This is a genomic window from Mycobacterium shimoidei (genome assembly GCF_900417275.1).
Classification (GTDB): Bacteria; Actinomycetota; Actinomycetes; order Mycobacteriales; family Mycobacteriaceae; genus Mycobacterium; species Mycobacterium shimoidei.
The window spans coordinates 3,980,017-3,998,188 of sequence record NZ_UEGW01000001.1; the positions used below are offsets into that span (position 1 = coordinate 3,980,017).

An 18,172-nucleotide genomic window follows, 5' to 3' on the forward strand; every position below is an offset into this window, starting at 1 on the left:
GCTACCGTTCCTCTTCGGCCAGCCGCGGGATCAGTCCGCCGGCCAACACGTCTTTGACCTGTCGCGGCGAAAGTCGGTGGCGCACAGTGAAAGACGTTTCTTTGGTGAGGTTGTCGACCTGAAGGGTGTCCTGCTTCGCCAAATTGGTCCGCAGATCGGTCAGGCGCAACGTGTCGTCCTGGTCGACCGAGTCGTAGTCGTCGGGGTTGTCGAACTCAAGCGCCAGAACTCCGAAGTTGGCCAGGTTTTGCCAGTGGATGCGGGCGAACGACTTGGCGATGACGACGCGAAGACCCAGGTAGCGCGGTGCGATCGCGGCATGCTCACGCGATGAGCCCTGACCGTAGTTGTCACCACCGACGATGACGTGCCCGGCTTCGCCGGTTTGTTGAGCCCGGTCGGGGTAAGACTCGTCGATCTGGGTGAAACTGAACTCGGCCAGTTTGGGAATGTTGGAGCGAAACGGCAATGCGCGCGCACCGGCCGGGGAAATCTCGTCGGTGGAGATGTTGTCAGCCACTTTGAGCAGCACCGGCCCCTCGATCTCGTCGGGCAACCGCGAAAGCTCCGGCAAGTCGGAGACATTGGGCCCCTTCACCGGCTCGACCTGCCGGGCCTCGTCTTCGGGCAGCGGCTCTACCAGCATCGCGGTGTTGACTGAACTTTGTTGGGGCAGATCGAGTTTCGGGTAATCCATTTTCGCCTTGCTCGCCCATTCACGGGGATCGGTGATCACACCGGTCAGCGCCGATGCGGCAGCAGTTTCCGGCGAGCACAACCAGACCGAGTCCTCCTTGGTGCCCGAGCGCCCCGGAAAGTTGCGGGGCATGGTGCGCAACGAATTGCGGCCGACGGCCGGCGCCTGCCCCATGCCGATGCAGCCCATGCATCCGCTCTGGTGGATCCGTGCCCCCGCAATCACCAGCTCGGTGGTCGCACCCATTTTGGTCAGGTCGGCCAGGATCTGCCGCGACGTCGGGTTGATGTCGAAGCTGACCTGCGGGACGGTCTGTCGTCCGGCCACCATCGCGGCGGCGATCGCGAAATCGCGGAGCCCGGGATTGGCGCTCGACCCGATGACCACTTGGGCGATCTCCTCGCCGGCGACCTCCGATACCGGCACCACGTTGCCCGGCGACGACGGCTTGGCGATCAGCGGCTCGAGCGCCGACAGGTCAATGGTTTCGTCTACGTCGTAGCCGGCGCCGTCGTCGGCGAGCAGTTCCACCCAGTCGTCCTCGCGGTCCTCGCTGCGCAGGAACTCCCGTACGGCCTCGTCGCTCGGGAAAACCGTTGTGGTGGCGCCTAGTTCGGCGCCCATGTTCGCAATCACATGGCGATCCATCGTAGTCAGGCCACCCAGGCCCGGCCCGTAATACTCGATGATGCGGTTCACCCCACCCTTGACGTCGTGGCGACGCAGCATCTCCAGGATGACGTCTTTGGCCGAACACCATTCCGGCAGTTCGCCTTCCAGCCGCACACCCCATACTTCGGGCATACGGATGGGCAGGGGCCGCCCGGTGATCGCCAACGCCACCTCCAACCCGCCTACCCCGATGGCCAGCATCCCCAGCGAGCCGGCGGCCGGGGTGTGCGAATCCGACCCGACCATGGTCTTGCCGGGAATGCCGAACCGCTGCATGTGCGTCGGATGAGACACCCCGTTGCCGGGCTTGGAGAACCACAGCCCGAACCGCTGCGCGGCGGTACGCAGATACTCGTGATCTTCGGCGTTCTTTTCGTCGGTCTGCAGCAGGTTGTGGTCGACGTACTGCACGCTGACCTCGGTGCGGGCCCGATCGAGCCCCAGCGCCTCGAGTTCCTGCATCACCAGCGTGCCCGTCGCGTCTTGGGTCAGTGTCTGGTCGATGTGGATGGCGATCTCTTCCCCCGGCGTCATGTCACCGGATTCCAGATGTGACTCGATCAATTTCTGCGTGATGTTCTGCGCCATGAGGTACCGAGTACCCAGCCGAACCGCTTCTTGCTCTTATCTAATTACCGGACGAGGATCGCCGGCAGAGCTGGAACCTACGAAGGGCGAATCCGGTGGATTTGTTGGTTGGGCACGAGCTGGCCCAGGACGCGTTCGCCACCGTGCTGGCCAACATCAGCGCCGCCCAACTTGGCGCGCCCACACCCTGCTCGGAATGGGCGATCGGTGATCTCATCGAGCACGTTTTGAGCGGCAACGAGCTGGTCGCGTGTGGGATAGGCGTCTATGAAAAGCCGCCGAACCGCCCCGACAACCTGCTCGACGCGCACCGGGCGACCGCGGCAGCCGCCCAGCAGGCATTCACCAGCCCCGGCGCGATGGACGCCATTTTCGAGCTGCCGATCGGGCCGGTTCCCGGACGCTTTTTCCTTCCGATGCGCGCCATCGATGTGCTGACCCACGCCTGGGACCTCGCGATTGCCAGTAGTCAGTCGGTGCATTTCGATCCCGAGCTGGCGGCCACGCAGCTCGCCGCCGCGCGGCAACTCGTCCAGCCCGAGTTCCGCGGCCCCGGACGACCGTTTGGTGAGCCACAGCCATGCGCGGCCGACCGGGCGCCGGCGGACCAGCTCGCTGCGTTCCTCGGCCGAAAGGTCGACTGAACGGTCCGTACCGACGGCGCCGCTGAAATCACGCTGAAGTATGCGTGACGTGAAACCCGCGAAATTGTAGTAGCGCACTACGTACACGGCGCGACGCAGCGCACGACAGGCTCTGCACAGACACCACCACGTCGCACGTGTTGACGTCCGCGATGAGTCGGTAGCTGAGCCGATCTCACGGTGTAGCAACGTAATTCCGGCTGGTGGGTCCGATTCTGACGGCATAGAAGGGGTAGAGCAATGGCAGGCCAGCACAACACAATGCGGGTTCGCCGGACGCGAAAAACGAAGGCCCCCCGTCGCCGAATCATCGGTATCGGCGCGAGTGCCGGGGTGCTGCTGGCGACCGCGATAACCCCACTGACCATCGCGCCGGTGGCCAACGCGGATTTCGGATTCGACGACCTGCTCGATCTCCTCGACCCCAGCTTGGTCGTGGGCCCTGTCGATTCCACCGTCGGCTTGGAAAGTCTGTTGAGCGACTTCGGCTTGAGTACCACGCCGTTACCGGAATTTGACCTGAATGCCGTTGCGTTACCGGTAGCTGCCCCAACACTTGCTCAGCAGTTCGACATGCTCATCTATGAACCGATACACGCCGCCGAGCAAGCGTTTATCGCCAGCCCGTTCGGGCAGGCGTTCGACAATGCGGTCAATCCGTTCTTCGAGTCAGTGTTCGGCCGCGATTTGATCGGCAATGGCGCCGACGGCGTCGCGGGCGGGACGCTGGCCCAGGCCAATGGTGGTGACGGCGGGTTGTTGTTCGGCGATGGCGGCAACGGCGCCACCTCCGCGGCCGGTGTGGGCGGCGCCGGCGGGGATGCCGGAATGATCGGTAATGGCGGCCACGGTGGCGCCGGGATCAACGCCGATAACGGCGGGGCGGGCGGTGACGGTGGGTCGTTCATGGGCAACGGCGGCGACGGCGGTGCGGGCGGCAGCGGTATCGCCGGGACCGTTCAGCCCGACGGCAGCGGTGGCTCCGGTAAGGCCGGCGGCCTCGGTGGTGCCGGCGGTGACGGCGGCCAGTTCGCGTTGTTCGGCAACGGTGGCGCCGGCGGCGCCGGCGGTGCCGGTGGCCGCGGCGCTCAGGGCGCTCCGGGCCTCGGCGGTCTCAATCTCGGCGGCACCGGTGGTGCCGGCGGCCACGGCGGGGACGGCGGGTTCGGCGGCGACGGTGGTCACGGCGCGCTGATCGGTAATGGCGGGAACGGCGGCGCAGGCGGGTTCGGTGGGCTCGGCGGCGCAGGCGCGCCCGGCGGGAACGGCGGGGCAGCCACCATTGGCGACGGCGGGGCCGGCGGGGCCGGCGGGCACGGCGGATCCAGCCTCATCGGCGGCCGCGGTGGAGACGGCGGTGGCGGCCTGGTGGTCGGCGGAGACGGTGGTAACGGTGGGCGCGGCGGTCAAGGCGAACCCGGCGGGCGTGGCGGAGCCGGCGGAGCGACGATTTACGGCACCGGAGGCGACGGAGGCGACGGAGGCGACGGAGGTCAAAGCGGCACCGGCGGGACCGGTGGGACGGGCGGGGTCGGCGGTACCACCGGCGGCCACGGTGGTGACGGCGGACTCCTCGGACCGAGCGGCACCATCCCTGTCAGCGGGAACGGCGGGCCGGGCGGCGACGGCGGACCGGGCACCGTCGCTGACGGAGCCGGCGGGCCCGGCGGCCAGGGAGGCGGGCCCGGGATCGGCGGCTTGGGCGGGCCCGGCGGTGACGGCGGGACCAGCGACGGCGCCAGCGGCCTCGGCGGTCAAGACGGCCTTCCCGGCGCGCCCGGCAGCCCCGGGATCTAGAGCCCCAAGTTGAGGAAGCCGACGGCAGCGACGCGCCTGGTGATCCGCGGCACCGCGCCGGCGCCAACCCGCAAGCGTTTTCTCGGTTAATTCATTTGCCTGCACGGTGCCCTACCCGACTCATAGCCTTGACCGCATGCGGTACTCCTGGCCGCTGACCGGGCGCGCCGAGGAAATGCGGGTAATCCAGGCCGCGATAGCCGACCCGGAGAATGCCGGGATACTCATTTGCGGCTCGGCGGGAGTGGGCAAGAGCCGCATTGCCCGCGAAGCACTGCGCAGCGCTGCATGTAACGGGTGCACAACACGTTGGGCCGTAGGCACATCCTCGGCACGCGAAGTTCCTCTGGGTGCGTTGGAGTCGTGGGCGCCGACGGCGGGCAGCGAGACGCTGCACGTCGTGCGCGCGGTTATCGAGGCGCTGACGGCGACGCCGGAAGGCTCCCAGGTGGTGATCGGGGTCGATGATGTCAACCTGCTCGATGACCTGTCGACCTTCGTTCTTCATCGCATCGTGCAGCGGCGTGCCGCCAAGCTGATGCTCACCGTTCGTAGCCGCGATCCCGTTCCGGCCGCAACGCAGGAGATCTGGGCGGCTGCGCCGTTCGACCGGCTCGACCTGCAGCCGCTGGCGCGCGACGACACCGCGCAGCTGCTGGCTGCAACACTGGGCGGGCAGGTGGATCCCGATGACGCATCGCGGCTTTGGCGACTGACCCACGGCAACGCGCTATATCTGCGCAACATTGTCGAACAGGAAGTCACCGACGGTCGGCTCGTGCAGCAGAACGGTTATTGGGTGTGGATCGGCGATCCGGTGGTACCCGCCGGGCTGGCGGACATCATCGAATCGCGGATCGGGACATTGCCCACCGCCGTCGCTGACGTGCTCGACGCGCTGGCCGTAAGCGAGCCGATCGAGCTGGCCGCCCTGGAACGGATCACAGACGCAGCGGCAGTCGAGGAGGCTGACATACGCGGCCTTATCTCGGTTGAGCGCGTCGGCGATCGGACAGAGGTCCGGGTGGCGCACCCGCTTTACGCCCTGGTCCGCCAAAAGCGCGCGGCGCCGACCAGACTGCGCCGGATGCGCGGCCTCGTTGCCACCGAGCTGGCGAACGCCGACGGGGGCGACGACATCCAAACTGTGGTGCAGCGCGCGAAATTGAGTCTTGACTCGGACCTGACTTTGGAACCGGACCTGCTGCTCACGGCGGCCCGGGGCGCGGTGTGGCTGACTGATCTGCCATTAGCTGATCGGCTGGCAGAGGCGGCGATGCGCACCGGCGCTGGGCAGGAAGCGTATTTCATTCGCGCGCATGCACTCTCGGCGCTCGGCCGAAGTGACGAAGCCAACGCGGTACTGATCAGCTGCCCGAGTGAGGGTTTCACCGACGCCGACAATGCCAGGCTCATCTTCTTACGGGCCAGCACTCTCTTCTGGGCTCTTTCAGACCCGGCCGGGGCGAAGAAGCTCGTCGACGACGCATGGCACGCCGCACCCGAAGAAAGCCGCGGCTGCCTTGAGGCGTTTCTGACGGTGTATTGGGCGTCGATGGGCGACCCGGCCGCGGCGATGGAACGCTCGAAAAACCTTGTGCTAGAACAGCTGCCTGGCCTCGTTGCGATCGAAACTGCCTGGGCAATCACCAGCGGAGCCGGCGACGCCGGCCGCATCGCCGACGCCGTGGCCGCCGCAGCGGCCGGATATCGCTTGCTGACCCCAGCTTTCGACGCCCCGCTGATGGGAGTGGTTCTCGCCGACGCTCACGTGGGCGCGCTGCTGTTGGCCGGAATGGTTGGGCAGGCCGAAGAGGTGGCCCATCGACTGGCTGAGGAAGCTGTCGATCTGCCAGGTAGCGCTCGACTGCTGACCAATCTGGTGGCAGGTAGAGCCGCGCTGGGCGCCGGGCGCCTTGGCACCGCCTGTTCGCTGCTCGAACCGCTCAGCAACATGCTTTCCGTTGCCGGCGAGGCAGGCAACGGCGCCTGGTACAAATGCTTGATCCACTACGCAATTGCGCTGGGCATCCGCAGTGTAACCGATGGGGCCGCAGCAGCCCTCGAACTTGTTGAGCTACACCGTCATCCGAGCTGGCAGTGCGTGGACCACGAACGTGCACTTGCGCACGCCTGGGCGGCAGCCTCGCAAGGAGCTGTCAGCCAGGCGATCGATACGGTGCTGTCGGCTGCCGAAATCGCGCGAAGCCGTGACCAATTCGCGGCCGAAGTCGTTTGTCTGCAAACCGCGACGCAGCTTGGAGACGATTCCACGTGGTCTCGCCTGCACGATCTCAGTGAGTTCGTCGAAGGACCGCGTGTCATTGCGGCGGCCCGATTCTCCACCGCTTTACACGCGCGCGATAGCCGTGAACTTGAATCCGTCTCAAGGGAATTCGAACGTATAGGTGATAATGTTGCCGCGCTTGACGCGGCCGCGCACGCCGCGGTGGTATACCGCACCGAGGGTCGGCGCGGGTCGGCATTCGGGTGCGCTGCGCGCGCCGAGGCATTGGCCCGGCAGTGTGGTGGTGCCCGCACGCCTGCGCTTGCCAACGCCATCGAACCGCTGCCATTGACATCTCGTGAGCGCGAGATCGTCATGATGCTCGCTGACGGCCTGGCCAACCGCGCGATCGCGGAGCGACTGTGTTTGTCGGTGCGCACGGTGGAAACACACATCTACCGTGCGATGGCCAAGACCGGCGCTGCCGGCCGCGAAGAGCTTGCCGCGCTGTTGCCACGCCACCCGCAGGTCAGCACGCACGGCGGTAGCGGCTCAAACTGAAGTAGAGCAGTACGTAGATCCACCGCCCACGTGCGCTGCAAGCTGGTCAGATGTCCGACGATTCGGCCGCACAGCGAGAGCGGGCGCTGCGCGCACTGCCATTGCCCTACTCGTTGGCGCTGCGATTGCGCGACGCCGGTGTCACCCCCGACGCGATCTGCGAGTACCTCGACATCGACGTGTCGGCACTGGCCGGCTTGTACCGCATCGCCGAGGCCAAACTCGCCGCAGCCCAGGAGCGGCCGGTAAAGCCCAGCGACCAGGACGCGGAATTGTAGTAGTCCACTACTTACGCACTGCGACGTGGCGCCGCGCATTCTCGCCTGACGGACGTCGAAAAAGGGAATCCGATGAGTTACACGCGACGTAGCGACCGGCTCGGTGGGCTGGCCGTCGGAGTCGTCGTCGGGGCAGCTGCGGCCGCTATACCGACAACGGCCTCCGCCGACCCCTTCACGCCGTTTGATCCGAACAACTTCGCCATCTCGATCGACGGGTTCACCCTGTTCCAGGTGGGCACCGCGCACGCCACCTCCGGCATCGGGGATTTCGCGATCGCCGACGGTGACGGCAGCGACGCGGTAGCTGAGGGCGGCTTCGGGGACTTTGCCAGCGCCGACGGAATCGGCAGCACCGCTGTGGCTGGTCTCAACGTAGTGGGCGCCGGCAACAATTTGACTTCGCCAGCGCCGTCGGCCCCTCGAGTTACGCCCAAGCGGGCTTCAACGGCAGCTTCGACTCCGCTACCGCTATTGGCGAGGATGCCGTTGCCAACGCCGGTTTCGGCTCCGGCGCTACAGCTGCCAACTTCGACCTCGCGGACTTCTTGGGCAATCTCACTACAGCCGCCACATACAACACATTCGCTGACGCTGAAGCCGGGAGCGGCAACCTCGCTTTCGTGATCGATCCTTTCGGCAGTCTCGGAAGCGCCGCTTCGGCCGGCTTCGGCGGCGACTTAGACGTCGCCGGTGTGCTCGGCGACAATTTGGGCGCGGAGTCTCTCTTCGCCGATTTCATCTTCCACATCGCGCCGTTCTTCTCAGGCCGGTCGCTGCTCCTGCCGCGAAAGTAGTAGCGCGCTACTTACACACCGCGTCACACGCGGCGAGATGCTCGCTGCAAACAGTGACCAAGTGAGAAGCCGATGAGTCGTCGACACCACAGCAAGCCCAAGCGTCTGCCACGTCGACCCCCGCTGCGTCGTGGCGCTCGCATGATCGGCGTAGGCAGCACAGTCAGCGCATTTTTGGCGTTCGGTATGGCCCCGTTGGCCATCGCGCCGACGGCCAGCGCCGATGTTTTCGACCTCGATTGGGTCATCGATCTGCTGGGTCCGAGCGTGGGGGATGCCGCGCAGAACCTGGGCGATCCCGCTTCCTGGCAGAGCTTTGTCGATCCCGGCGCGTGGGACGCATCCTTAGCCAATTTCTTCGCCAATCTCACCGATCCTCAGGCCTGGGAGCCCAGCATCGCCGATCAGGCGGTGGCCTTCCCTGCCGCAGTGACGCCCGATCCGGCCATCGCTGAGTGGTTCAACACCTGGATCTACGCCCCGGTTCACCAAGCCGACCAGAACTGGATCAATAGCCCCATCGGGTCATGGATCGACACCAACCTGATCAACCCGATCGGCCAGGCATTGTTTGACAGAGACCTGATCGGCAATGGCGCTCCGGGAATCGATGGCGGCACGGAAGCCGAGGCCGACGGCGGCGACGGCGGGTTGTGGTTCGGCGACGGCGGGCCAGCAGGGACCGCCGCCGACGGTAACGGCGGTACCGGCGGATCCGGCGGAATCGGTGGCGACGGCCTTGGCTGGTTGTTCGGCAACGGCGGGGCCGGTGGCCTTGGTGGTCCTGGCGGAGCGGGCGAAAACTCTGCCACCGCGATCGGCAACGGCGCCAGAGGCGGTAACGGCGGGTTCGGCGGGACCGGCGGTAAGCCCGGTCCAGGGCTCCTGGGAGTCGGTGGCCACGGCGGCGACGGCGGCGACGGTGGCAACGGCGGCAACGCCGGCAGCCTCGGCGGTTTCGGCGGCCCCGGCGGCACCGGCGGGGACGGCGGTCCCGGGGGGCTGTTGCTCCAAAGCTCGTTCACGACAGCCGGCGACGGCGGCATCGGGTTCGACGGACACACCGGCGGTGCCGGCGGCGACGGCGGCCCCGGTGGTAACGCCATCAGCAACGGTGGGTCCAGCGTCGGCGGTGCCGGCGGCGACGGCGGCGACGGCCGCCGGTCCAGCCTCACCAGCGACGGGGGGAGCGGCGGCACCGGCGGCGCCGGCGGCGACGGGCTCAATGGCGTCGGTGGCAACGGCGGCAAAGGGGGTCCCGGCGGGCTACCGGGTCCCAACGGGGACGGTAGCGGCGGTGTCGGCGGTCGCGGCGGCACCGGCAGCAACGATCAAACCGGCGGCAATGGCTTCCCCGGTGGCCCAGGCGGCGACGACGGCACACCGGGCACGACGGGCACACCCGGTCAAGACAAGGGGTAAGGGTCATGAGCCACGCTACGAGGATTCGCCGGAACGTCACCCTGGCGGCCGGGCTAAGTGTTTTGGCCGTCGGGCTGGCGGTGGGCGCCGTGCCGAGGGCCGCCGCCGACCCGTTTCCGCCGCCATTCGATCCGAACGATTTCGCCATCTCGATCGACGGGTTCACCTTGTTCCAGGTAGGCACCGCGACCGCAACCTCCGGAATCGGCGACTTCGCGATTGCCGACGGCGCCGGTAGCCTCGCCATCGCCGACGGCGGTTTCGGCGACTTCGCCAGCGCCCTTGGCGCCGACAGTTTCGCCGTCGCCGGCAGCAACGTCCCCGGCACCACGGACAACAACTTTGATTTCGCCAGCGCCCTCGGTCCCTCCACCCAGGCGGCTGCAGGCCTCAACGGCAGCTTTGACTCGGCCAGCGCTGTCGGCTACAACGTCACCGCCCACGCCGGCATTGGCACCACGGTGGTCCCCGCTGACTTTGACTTCGCGAGCATCTTGGCCAATCTCGCGGCAGCGCCTTCAAACCTCAGCTTCGCCGAGAGTGAACTCGGCACGGGCGACCTCGCCTTCGTCGTCGACCCGTTCGGCACCCTTGGGACCCAGGTCTTCGCCGGCTTGGGTGGCGATTTCAACGTCGCCGGCGCCTTTATCGACGACGTGAACGTCGTGTCGGCCTTCAACGATTTTGTCTTCCACATCGCACCGTTCTTCTAAGGACTCGATGCGCTCGCCCTAGCCAAGCCTCAGCCGATGTGCAGCGGGTCGATCTGTACGCGGACCGGCTCGTGATCCTGCCGGGCGCTGAGCACACCCACAGCCCGGCGCAGGCCCGCCGCCAACGCCAAACCGTGCTCGCGCCGCACCCGCACCAGCATCCGGATGACCGGGGCGTCCGGAGCCACGCCCGCCGGCCGGCGGGCTCCGGGCGGCAGCTCCACCGGGCCGAGCCGTTCGGCGTCGTCGGGCAGCTCGCTGTGGTCCAACAGCGCCTCGACGGCCTCGGCCGTGCCGTCGAGCGCGGCGATGTGCACGCTCGGCGGCAAGCCGACCTCGGTGCGGGCGGCCAGCTCAGCCTCGGCGTGCCCGACCGGATCCCATCGGATCAGCGCTTGCACGGTCGGGATCGACGACTCGGCGACCACCACCACTACCCCGCCGTCGCCGCGCGCCCGCACCAGCGCCGCCGCGGCCAGCCAGCGCCGCAGGGTGTCCTCGGCCGCGCGAAGGTCTTGGCGCCCCAGCAGCGCCCAGCTGTCCAGCAGCAACGCCGCTCCGTATCCGGTTGGCGCCCGCGGCTCGGCTCCTGGTGTGGCAACCACCAGGGCGGGCCGATCGGCCACCTCGGCGACGACGCCGTCCCCGCCGGAGGTGATCACGGTGGCTCCCGGAAACGCCCGCCCCAGTTCTTCCGCGGTGCGCCGCGCGCCGACGACGACTGCGCGCACCGCATCGGAGCCGCACCGCGGGCAGCGCAGCGCGGGATCCACCCGTCCACACCAGCGGCAGACCGCACTGCCGGCCTCGGGCAGCGACAGCGGACCGGTGCAATGCCGGCAGCGCGCAATCGCCCGGCATCGCCCGCACGCCAGGGCCGGCACATAGCCTCGGCGCGGCACCTGCACCAGCACCGGCGCGCCGCCTTCCAGTGCGGAGCGGGCGGCCCGCAGCGCCACCGACGGCAGCCGGGCGGTGCGGGCCGCCGGGTCGCGCTCGTCGGCGTATCCGCTGTCGTCGAGCGCCACCACCCGTGGGGTGCGGGCCCGCACCACCGGGCGCGTCGCGACAATGTCATGCGCCCAGCCGTTGCGCACCAGCGCGTGCGCTTCGGCCGTGCGGGCATAGCCACCGATCAGCGCGCCGCAGCGCATCTGGTGGGCGCGCAGCATCGCCACTTCGCGGGCGTGTGGATACGGTGCTCGCGGCTCGGCCAGGGTGTCATCACCGTCGTCCCACACCATGACCAGACCCAGGTCGGTCACCGGCGCGAACACCGCGCTGCGGGTGCCGATCACCATCCGTGCGCTGCCGCGCAGCGCGGCCAGCCAGCGCCGATAACGCGCGGCCGGGCCCAACCCCGCCGACAGCGCCACCACGCTGCTCTCGCCGAGCGACGCCGTCGCGGCCCGCCACAGCGCGTCGACGTCGCGCTGGTCGGGCACGATCGCCAGCACTCCCCGCCCGGCCTGCACCGCCTGCGCGGCCGCCTCGGCGAACCGGTCCGGCCACGGGTCGCCGGGCAGTGCCTGCCACACCGCGCGAGCGGCCCGCGATTCGGCCAGCGCGGTCAAAAACTGTCCACCCCGCTCGTAAGATTCCCAGCGGGTCCGGTCGACCGCTGCGACGAGGGGTTGTGTTGGCGCCGTTGGAGTTTCGCGTTCAACCCGGGCGTGCCGGGGCGGGACGGCCAGTCGCAGCACGTCGGCGCGGGTGCCGGCGTAGCGTGCCGCAACGGCCTCGACCAGCCGGTAGATCTCGGGCGTGAGCACCGGTTCGGCTGAGACGACTCGGTCGAGGCCGGCGAGCTTGCCGGGGTGGTCGGTGTCGGTGCGGCGCTCCAGGATGAACCCGTCGACCAGCCGACCGTGGAACCGGACACGAACCCGCACGCCGGGCTGGGCGTCATCGGATTGGTCGGCGGTGACCAGGTAATCGAATTCGCGGTCCAGGTGCGGCACCGACAGCATCGGCAGCACCCGCGCGATCCCCCCACCCGCGCCAGCGTGCGTGTCCCCGGCCGACACGCCGCGCTATTCCTCGGATTTACGGGATTCGCGCACGCCCGGCCGGCCGAAGAAAAACCCGGCGGTGATCAGGATCTGGGCCGCGGCGTACGCCCACCAGATCGGCACGGCCAGCGCCTCATTCATCAATACGAATCGCCCGATGCCGATCATCGCGTCCGACACCGCGAAACACACCGCGCCGACCGCAGTCAACACGGTGGGCAGCCGCGCCAGCAGCGCCGCGCACACCATCGCGACCAGCACAACCATGTACACGATCACGGGCAACACGAGGCCTTGCCCAACAAGGCCCGGCCAGAACCACACCACCAGCGACGCGCATGCCGCACAGGTGATACCGACGGCGATCAGCCGCGGACGCGATGGGCGCGCCAGCGGTATCAGCGCACCGAGATAGCACAGGTGCGCCACCAGAAACGCACTCAGGCCGAGCACGAACGAGGCCGTCCACCATGTGATGGCCAGCAACGCATCCCCGATCGCCGAGCACACCAACGCCGGCATCAGCCAGCGCCGTTCGCGCACCAGTGGGTGTGCGGCCGCGGCGGCCGCCAACAGCAGCGCCATCAACGCCTTGACGCCTGGTTGGCCGGGAAACCGCCCGGTCAAATCCGCGCCCGGCAATGATCGCAGTGCGGTGATGGTGAGAAACAACCCGTAACCGACGCCGGCCCACCCGGCCAGCACCCACGCGCCGACCACCAGACGCGGTGCGTACGGTGTCTGCATGCCCGACGACACCCGTTCTGCGATCGATCCCATCCTGCTGAAGGTACTGGATGCGGTGCCGTTTCAGTTGTCGCTTGACGACGGCGTCGAGGAGGCGCGCCGACGCCTGCGGGATCTGCCGAGACGTCCGGTGCACCCGGAGCTACGGGTTGAGAACCGCGCGATCGACGGGCCCGCCGGCCCCATCAACATCCGAATCTATTGGCCCCCAACGGATCCTGCGGCTCCAGTGGTGGTCTTCTTCCACGGCGGCGGCTTCGTTGTCGGTGACCTCGACACCCACGACGGCACGTGTCGTCTGCACGCCGTCGGCGCCGAGGCCGTCGTCGTCTCCGTCGACTACCGTCTGGCACCCGAACACCCCTACCCCGCCGCCATCGACGACGCCTGGGCCGCAACGCAATGGGTCGCCGAGCACGGCGAGGACATCGGCGCCGACACCACCCGCCTGGCGGTGGCCGGGGACTCCGCCGGCGCCACCATTTCCGCGGTGATCGCCCAGCGCGCCCGCGACAACGACGGCCCGCCAATCGCATTCCAGCTGTTGTGGTATCCGTCGACGATGTGGGATCCGTCGCTGCCGTCGTTCACCGAAAACGCGTCGGCGCTCATCCTCGACCGTGACGCGATCGCGGCGTTCTCCCGTTGGTATGCAGGCGAAGTCGACATAACCGACCCGCCGGCGGGGATGGCGCCCGGGCGCGCCAAGAACCTGGCCGACCTACCGCCGGCCTACATCGCCGTCGCAGGCCACGACCCGCTGCGCGACGACGGCATGCGCTACGGGGAACTGCTCGCGGCCGCCGGTGTTTCGGTCGAGGTGCACAACGCCGAGACGCTGGTCCACGGCTATGTCGGCTATGCCGGGGTGGTGCCGGCGGCCACCGAGGCCACCGACCGCGGATTGGCGGCGCTGCACAAGGGCCTGCGCGGATGACCGCTCGAGCGCCGATCGATCCGTTACTCAAGTCGTTGCTGGACGCGGTGCCGCTGACCTTCAGCGCCGCCGACGGCGTCGAGGCGGCGCGAGCCAAGCTGCGCCAGCTGCAGGCTCCACGAGATATGTTGCCGCAGTTGCGGATTGAAGAGCGAACTATAGTGTCGGGCATCCCGGTCCGCATCTACTGGCCGTCGGGTGTCGACCACGCCGACTTGCCCGTGGTCGTCTTCTACCATGGCGGCGGCTGGTCGATCGGCGACCTGGACACCCATGACGCGGTGGCTCGTGCGCACGCTGTGGGTGCGGAGGCCATCGTGGTGTCGGTCGATTACCGGCTCGCGCCCGAGCATCCGTTTCCGGCCGGTGTAGACGACTGCTGGGCCGCGTTGCGGTGGGTCACCGAGCATGCCGCCGAGCTCGGCGGCGATGCGCGGCGGATCGCCGTGGCGGGGGACTCCGCGGGCGGCAACCTATCGGCGGTCATGGCGCACCTGGCCCGCGACAACGGCGGGCCGGACCTGGCCTTCCAACTGCTGTGGTACCCGTCGACCACCGCTGACCTGTCGTTGCCGTCGTTCAGCGAAAACGCCGACGCGCCGGTGTTGGACCGCGACGTCATCGACGCGTTTCTGCAGTGGTATCTGCCCGACATCGACATCAGCGATCCCGCTGCCCTGCCGGTCACGCTTTCGCCGGCCAACGCGACGGATTTCTCCGGGCTGGCGCCGGCCTACATCGGAACCGCCGAACACGACCCGCTGCGCGACGACGGCGCTCGCTACGCCGAGCTGCTCACAGCCTCCGGTGTGCCCGTCGAGCTGAGCAACGAGCCGACACTGGTACACGGTTTTGTCAGCTTCGCGCTCGTCGTGCCGGCCGCAGCCGAGGCGACCACTCGTGGGCTCGCGGCGCTGAAAGCGGCCTTGCGCTGCACGGCGCACCGCTAAGACCACCGCTGGCCTGGCCTGATGCGCGCGCGCCCATCCACCACTACCGTTGGCGGCTTCGGGGAACAACGTCGAACAGGAGCCGATCCATGCTTGTACTCACACCGGCGGCCGTCGAGGTCGTCAAGGCCGTGACCAACGCGCCGAACGCCCCCGAAGCTGCCGGGCTGCGGATCGCGTCGACGTCCGACGAACAGAACGCCTTGCAGCTCAGCACCGCCGAGGGGCCGGGCGAAGGGGACCAGATCGTGGAGGGCGAGGGCGCGCGGGTATTCCTCGAAGCGCGCGTCGCCGAGTTCCTGGCCGACAAGACGCTGGACGCGCGAGTGAACGAGGACGGCTCCACCCAGTTCGTGGTGTTCGACCAGCAGTGAGTTGATCGTCCCGCGACGGGCCAACCGGTTACCGTGGCGGTATGACGACACAGCCCGACTACCACACCGTCGTCGTCGGCGCCGGGTTCTCCGGCATCGGCGCCGCCATCAAGCTCGACGAGGCGGGATTAGGTGAATACCTGCTGATCGAGGCCGGCGACGGGGCCGGCGGCACCTGGCACTGGAACACCTATCCCGGTATCGCCGTGGATATTCCGTCGTTTTCGTATCAGTTCTCGTTCGAGCAGCGGCCGGACTGGTCGCGGACCTACGCACCGGGCAAGGAACTGAAGGCCTACGCCGAGCACTGCGTCGACAAGTACGGCATCCGTCCCAAGATCCGGTTCAACACGAAGGTTCTGGCCGCCGACTACGACGACGAACACGCGCTGTGGCGGGTGCAGACCGACCCCGGCGGCGTCGTCACCGCACGATTTTTAATCAATGCCAGCGGTGTGCTGACCACGCCGAAGCTGCCCGATATCGATGGTGTCGACTCCTTCGACGGCGTCACCATGCACACCGCGCGGTGGGATCACCAGCAAGATCTCACCGGCAAGCGGGTGGCGGTCATCGGCACCGGCGCATCGGCGGTGCAGGTGATCCCGGAGATCGCGCCGATCGTCTCCCACCTCACCGTCTTTCAACGCACACCGATCTGGTGTTTCCCCAAGTTCGACGTGCCGCTGCCGGCACCGGTCCGCTGGGCCATGCGGCTACCGGGCGGCAGAGCAGTGCACCGGCTGGCCAGCCAAGCTTTCGTCGAGGCGACGTTCCCGATCCCGGCTCAGTACTTCACGGTGTTCCCGATGGCCAAATGGATGGAGCGGGCCGGAAGAAACTACCTGCGCCGACAGGTCAAGGACCCGGTGCTGCGGGAAAAGCTCACCCCGGACTACGCGGTCGGCTGCAAACGGCCGGGCTTTCACAACACCTATCTGGCGACATACAACCGCGACAACGTTCGGTTGGTGACCGAGCCGATCGACAAGATCACCCCGACGGGCGTGGCCACCACCGACGGCGAAAGCCACGACATCGACGTGCTGGTGCTCGCGACCGGGTTCAAGGTGATGGACATCGACAGCGTGCCCACCTTCGCCGTCACCGGCAGCGGCGGCCGGTCGTTGAGCGCGTTTTGGGACGAGCATCGGCTGCAGGCCTACGAAGGGGTCAGCATTCCGGGATTCCCGAACCTGTTCAGCGTGTTCGGGCCGTACGGCTATGTCGGGTCGTCGTATTTCGCGCTGATCGAGGCGCAGACTCACCACATCGTGCGGTGCCTGAAGGCGGCCCGTCGCCGCAACGCCACCCGCGTCGAGGTCACCGAACAGGCCAACGACCGCTACTTCGCCGAGATGATGCGACGCCGGCACCGCCAGGTGTTCTGGCAGGACAGCTGTCGGCGGGCCAACAGCTACTACTTCGACAAGCACGGCGACGTGCCGCTGCGGCCGACCACAACTCTGGAGGCCTACTGGCGCAGCCGCCGCTTCGACCTCGACGACTACCGGTTCTCGGCCTAGACGGCAGCCTTGAGGTCGTCGACCTTGTCGAGTCGCTCCCACGGCAACTCGATGTCGGTGCGGCCGAAGTGGCCGTAGGCGGCGGTCTGTGCGTAGATCGGCCGGAGCAGGTCTAGGTCGCGGATGATCGCGCCGGGCCGCAGGTCGAACACCTCACCGATGGCTTTCTCGATCTTGACCGGGTCGACGGTCTCGGTGCCGAACGTCTCGACGAACAACCCGACCGGGGCGGCCTTGCCGATCGCATATGCCACCTGGACTTCGGCCCGCTCGGCCAGCCCGGCGGCGACCACGTTCTTGGCCACCCAGCGCATCGCGTACGCCGCGGAACGGTCCACCTTGGACGGGTCCTTGCCGGAGAACGCTCCGCCGCCGTGACGGGCCCACCCGCCGTAGGTGTCGACGATGATCTTGCGGCCGGTCAGGCCGGCGTCGCCCATCGGGCCCCCGAGCACGAACTTGCCGGTCGGGTTGATCAGCAGCCGGTAGTCGGAGGTGTCCAGGGTGTCGTGGGCGAGATCGGCCAGGACCGTGTTGACGACCTTTTCCCGGATGTCGGGGGTGAGGGTGGCTTCCAGGTCGATGCCGTCGGCGTGCTGGGTGGACAGCACCACGGTGTCCAGCCGCACCGGGGTGACGCCCTCGTATTGGACGGTGACCTGCGTCTTGCCGTCCGGCCGCAGGTAGTCGAGCACGCCGTTCTTGCGGACCTCGGTCAGCCGCCGGGACAGCCGGTGCGCCAGCGCGATCGGCAGCGGCATGTACTCCGGGGTGTCCTTGATCGCGTAGCCGAACATCAAGCCCTGGTCGCCGGCGCCCTGGGCGTCGAGTGGGTCACCTGCGCCCTCGACCCGGGTCTCGTGGGCGGCGTCGACGCCCTGGGCGATGTCGGGCGATTGCGCGCCGATGCCGATGTTGACGCCACAGGTGGCGCCGTCGAAACCCTTCTCCGAAGAGTCATAGCCGATTTCGAGGATGCGTTCGCGCACCGTGTTGGTGATGTCGGCGAAAGCCTCTTTCGCCGTGGTGGTCACCTCACCGACCACGTGCACCTGTCCGGTGGTGACCAACGTCTCGACCGCCACCCGCGATTTCGGATCGCCGGCGATCAGCGCGTCGAGCACCGAGTCGCTGATCGCGTCACAGATCTTGTCGGGATGGCCCTCGGTTACCGACTCACTGGTGAACAGCCGACCCTTTTCGCTCACACCCCGATCCTTCCCATCCTCG

The 18,172-nt window shown here is 68.0% G+C and carries 16 protein-coding genes; 12 read left to right on the forward strand and 4 right to left on the reverse strand.

The genetic code is table 11. The features are described from left to right. Position 1: 1 nt before the first annotated feature. Positions 2–1,957, reverse strand: a complete 1,956-nt coding sequence (locus MSP7336_RS19090; RefSeq protein WP_113964346.1) for an aconitate hydratase — start codon at positions 1,955–1,957, stop codon at positions 2–4. 95 nt (positions 1,958–2,052) lie between these two features. Between MSP7336_RS19090 and MSP7336_RS19095 the strand changes: the two genes are divergently transcribed. The 8 genes from MSP7336_RS19095 to MSP7336_RS19130 all read left to right on the forward strand — a co-directional run bounded on the left by MSP7336_RS19095 (position 2,053) and on the right by MSP7336_RS19130 (position 10,396). Next, positions 2,053–2,601, forward strand: coding sequence for a TIGR03086 family metal-binding protein (locus MSP7336_RS19095; RefSeq protein ID WP_069397859.1), 549 nt, complete (start codon positions 2,053–2,055; stop codon positions 2,599–2,601). A 240-nt stretch (positions 2,602–2,841) separates the two neighbouring features. Continuing rightward, complete coding sequence (locus MSP7336_RS24515; protein WP_181786845.1) at positions 2,842–4,398, forward strand: PGRS repeat-containing protein; 1,557 nt, start codon at positions 2,842–2,844, stop codon at positions 4,396–4,398. Between the two features lie 136 nt (positions 4,399–4,534). Continuing rightward, positions 4,535–7,186 (forward strand): helix-turn-helix transcriptional regulator, encoded by a 2,652-nt coding sequence (locus MSP7336_RS19110; RefSeq protein WP_113964347.1) that lies wholly within the window; start codon positions 4,535–4,537, stop codon positions 7,184–7,186. A 50-nt stretch (positions 7,187–7,236) separates the two neighbouring features. Beyond that, positions 7,237–7,464 carry a hypothetical protein gene (locus MSP7336_RS19115; protein WP_069397862.1) on the forward strand — a complete coding sequence of 76 codons (228 nt, stop codon included), beginning with the start codon at positions 7,237–7,239 and terminating at the stop codon, positions 7,462–7,464. 72 nt (positions 7,465–7,536) lie between these two features. After that, positions 7,537–8,091 carry a hypothetical protein gene (locus MSP7336_RS19120; protein ID WP_113964348.1) on the forward strand — a complete coding sequence of 185 codons (555 nt, stop codon included), beginning with the start codon at positions 7,537–7,539 and terminating at the stop codon, positions 8,089–8,091. Next, positions 8,088–8,261 carry a hypothetical protein gene (locus MSP7336_RS23890; RefSeq protein ID WP_181786847.1) on the forward strand — a complete coding sequence of 58 codons (174 nt, stop codon included), beginning with the start codon at positions 8,088–8,090 and terminating at the stop codon, positions 8,259–8,261. Before MSP7336_RS19120 ends, MSP7336_RS23890 begins: the two co-directional genes overlap by 4 nt. 141 nt (positions 8,262–8,402) lie before the next feature. Then, the gene (locus MSP7336_RS24520) at positions 8,403–9,683 is read left to right on the forward strand and encodes a hypothetical protein (protein WP_181786849.1); all 1,281 of its coding nucleotides are present in this window, start codon (positions 8,403–8,405) and stop codon (positions 9,681–9,683) included. A 62-nt stretch (positions 9,684–9,745) separates the two neighbouring features. Then, positions 9,746–10,396 (forward strand): hypothetical protein, encoded by a 651-nt coding sequence (locus MSP7336_RS19130; protein WP_113964349.1) that lies wholly within the window; start codon positions 9,746–9,748, stop codon positions 10,394–10,396. A gap of 29 nt (positions 10,397–10,425) precedes the next feature. Here MSP7336_RS19130 and MSP7336_RS19135 read toward each other — a convergent pair whose 3' ends face one another. Both MSP7336_RS19135 and MSP7336_RS19140 read right to left on the reverse strand, forming a co-directional pair. Continuing rightward, entirely contained in the window at positions 10,426–12,366 is a 1,941-nt protein-coding gene (locus MSP7336_RS19135) for a primosomal protein N' (RefSeq protein ID WP_113965089.1), read from the reverse strand. A gap of 63 nt (positions 12,367–12,429) precedes the next feature. Further along, the gene (locus tag MSP7336_RS19140; protein WP_113964350.1) at positions 12,430–13,155 is read right to left on the reverse strand and encodes a lysoplasmalogenase; all 726 of its coding nucleotides are present in this window, start codon (positions 13,153–13,155) and stop codon (positions 12,430–12,432) included. Between MSP7336_RS19140 and MSP7336_RS19145 the strand changes: the two genes are divergently transcribed. The 4 genes from MSP7336_RS19145 (at position 13,154) to MSP7336_RS19160 (ending at position 16,942) form a co-directional block, all read left to right on the forward strand. Next, positions 13,154–14,092 carry an alpha/beta hydrolase gene (locus MSP7336_RS19145; protein WP_113964351.1) on the forward strand — a complete coding sequence of 313 codons (939 nt, stop codon included), beginning with the start codon at positions 13,154–13,156 and terminating at the stop codon, positions 14,090–14,092. The genes MSP7336_RS19140 and MSP7336_RS19145 overlap by 2 nt on opposite strands. Then, complete coding sequence (locus MSP7336_RS19150) at positions 14,089–15,042, forward strand: alpha/beta hydrolase (RefSeq protein ID WP_113964352.1); 954 nt, start codon at positions 14,089–14,091, stop codon at positions 15,040–15,042. The genes MSP7336_RS19145 and MSP7336_RS19150 overlap by 4 nt, the downstream gene beginning before the upstream one ends. 89 nt (positions 15,043–15,131) lie before the next feature. Next, positions 15,132–15,416, forward strand: coding sequence for a hypothetical protein (locus tag MSP7336_RS19155; protein ID WP_069397301.1), 285 nt, complete (start codon positions 15,132–15,134; stop codon positions 15,414–15,416). A gap of 41 nt (positions 15,417–15,457) precedes the next feature. Continuing rightward, entirely contained in the window at positions 15,458–16,942 is a 1,485-nt protein-coding gene (locus MSP7336_RS19160) for a flavin-containing monooxygenase (RefSeq protein WP_069397300.1), read from the forward strand. Here the strand turns inward: MSP7336_RS19160 and metK are convergent. Next, a complete protein-coding gene (gene metK, locus MSP7336_RS19165; protein WP_069397299.1) occupies positions 16,939–18,150 on the reverse strand; it encodes a methionine adenosyltransferase in 1,212 nt (403 codons plus the stop codon). The two genes, MSP7336_RS19160 and metK, sit on opposite strands and share 4 nt — an antisense overlap. Positions 18,151–18,172 lie beyond the last annotated feature (22 nt).

Coding starts and splice junctions, on each gene's coding strand:
- MSP7336_RS19090 (WP_113964346.1), bottom strand. CDS start 1,957: ATGGCGCAGAACATCACGCAGAAATTGATCGAGTCACATCTGGAATCC.
- MSP7336_RS24515 (WP_181786845.1), top strand. CDS start 2,842: ATGGCAGGCCAGCACAACACAATGCGGGTTCGCCGGACGCGAAAAACG.
- MSP7336_RS19110 (WP_113964347.1), top strand. CDS start 4,535: ATGCGGTACTCCTGGCCGCTGACCGGGCGCGCCGAGGAAATGCGGGTA.
- MSP7336_RS19115 (WP_069397862.1), top strand. CDS start 7,237: ATGTCCGACGATTCGGCCGCACAGCGAGAGCGGGCGCTGCGCGCACTG.
- MSP7336_RS19120 (WP_113964348.1), top strand. CDS start 7,537: ATGAGTTACACGCGACGTAGCGACCGGCTCGGTGGGCTGGCCGTCGGA.
- MSP7336_RS24520 (WP_181786849.1), top strand. CDS start 8,403: ATGATCGGCGTAGGCAGCACAGTCAGCGCATTTTTGGCGTTCGGTATG.
- MSP7336_RS19135 (WP_113965089.1), bottom strand. CDS start 12,366: ATGCTGTCGGTGCCGCACCTGGACCGCGAATTCGATTACCTGGTCACC.
- MSP7336_RS19145 (WP_113964351.1), top strand. CDS start 13,154: ATGCCCGACGACACCCGTTCTGCGATCGATCCCATCCTGCTGAAGGTA.
- MSP7336_RS19140 (WP_113964350.1), bottom strand. CDS start 13,155: ATGCAGACACCGTACGCACCGCGTCTGGTGGTCGGCGCGTGGGTGCTG.
- MSP7336_RS19150 (WP_113964352.1), top strand. CDS start 14,089: ATGACCGCTCGAGCGCCGATCGATCCGTTACTCAAGTCGTTGCTGGAC.
- MSP7336_RS19155 (WP_069397301.1), top strand. CDS start 15,132: ATGCTTGTACTCACACCGGCGGCCGTCGAGGTCGTCAAGGCCGTGACC.
- MSP7336_RS19160 (WP_069397300.1), top strand. CDS start 15,458: ATGACGACACAGCCCGACTACCACACCGTCGTCGTCGGCGCCGGGTTC.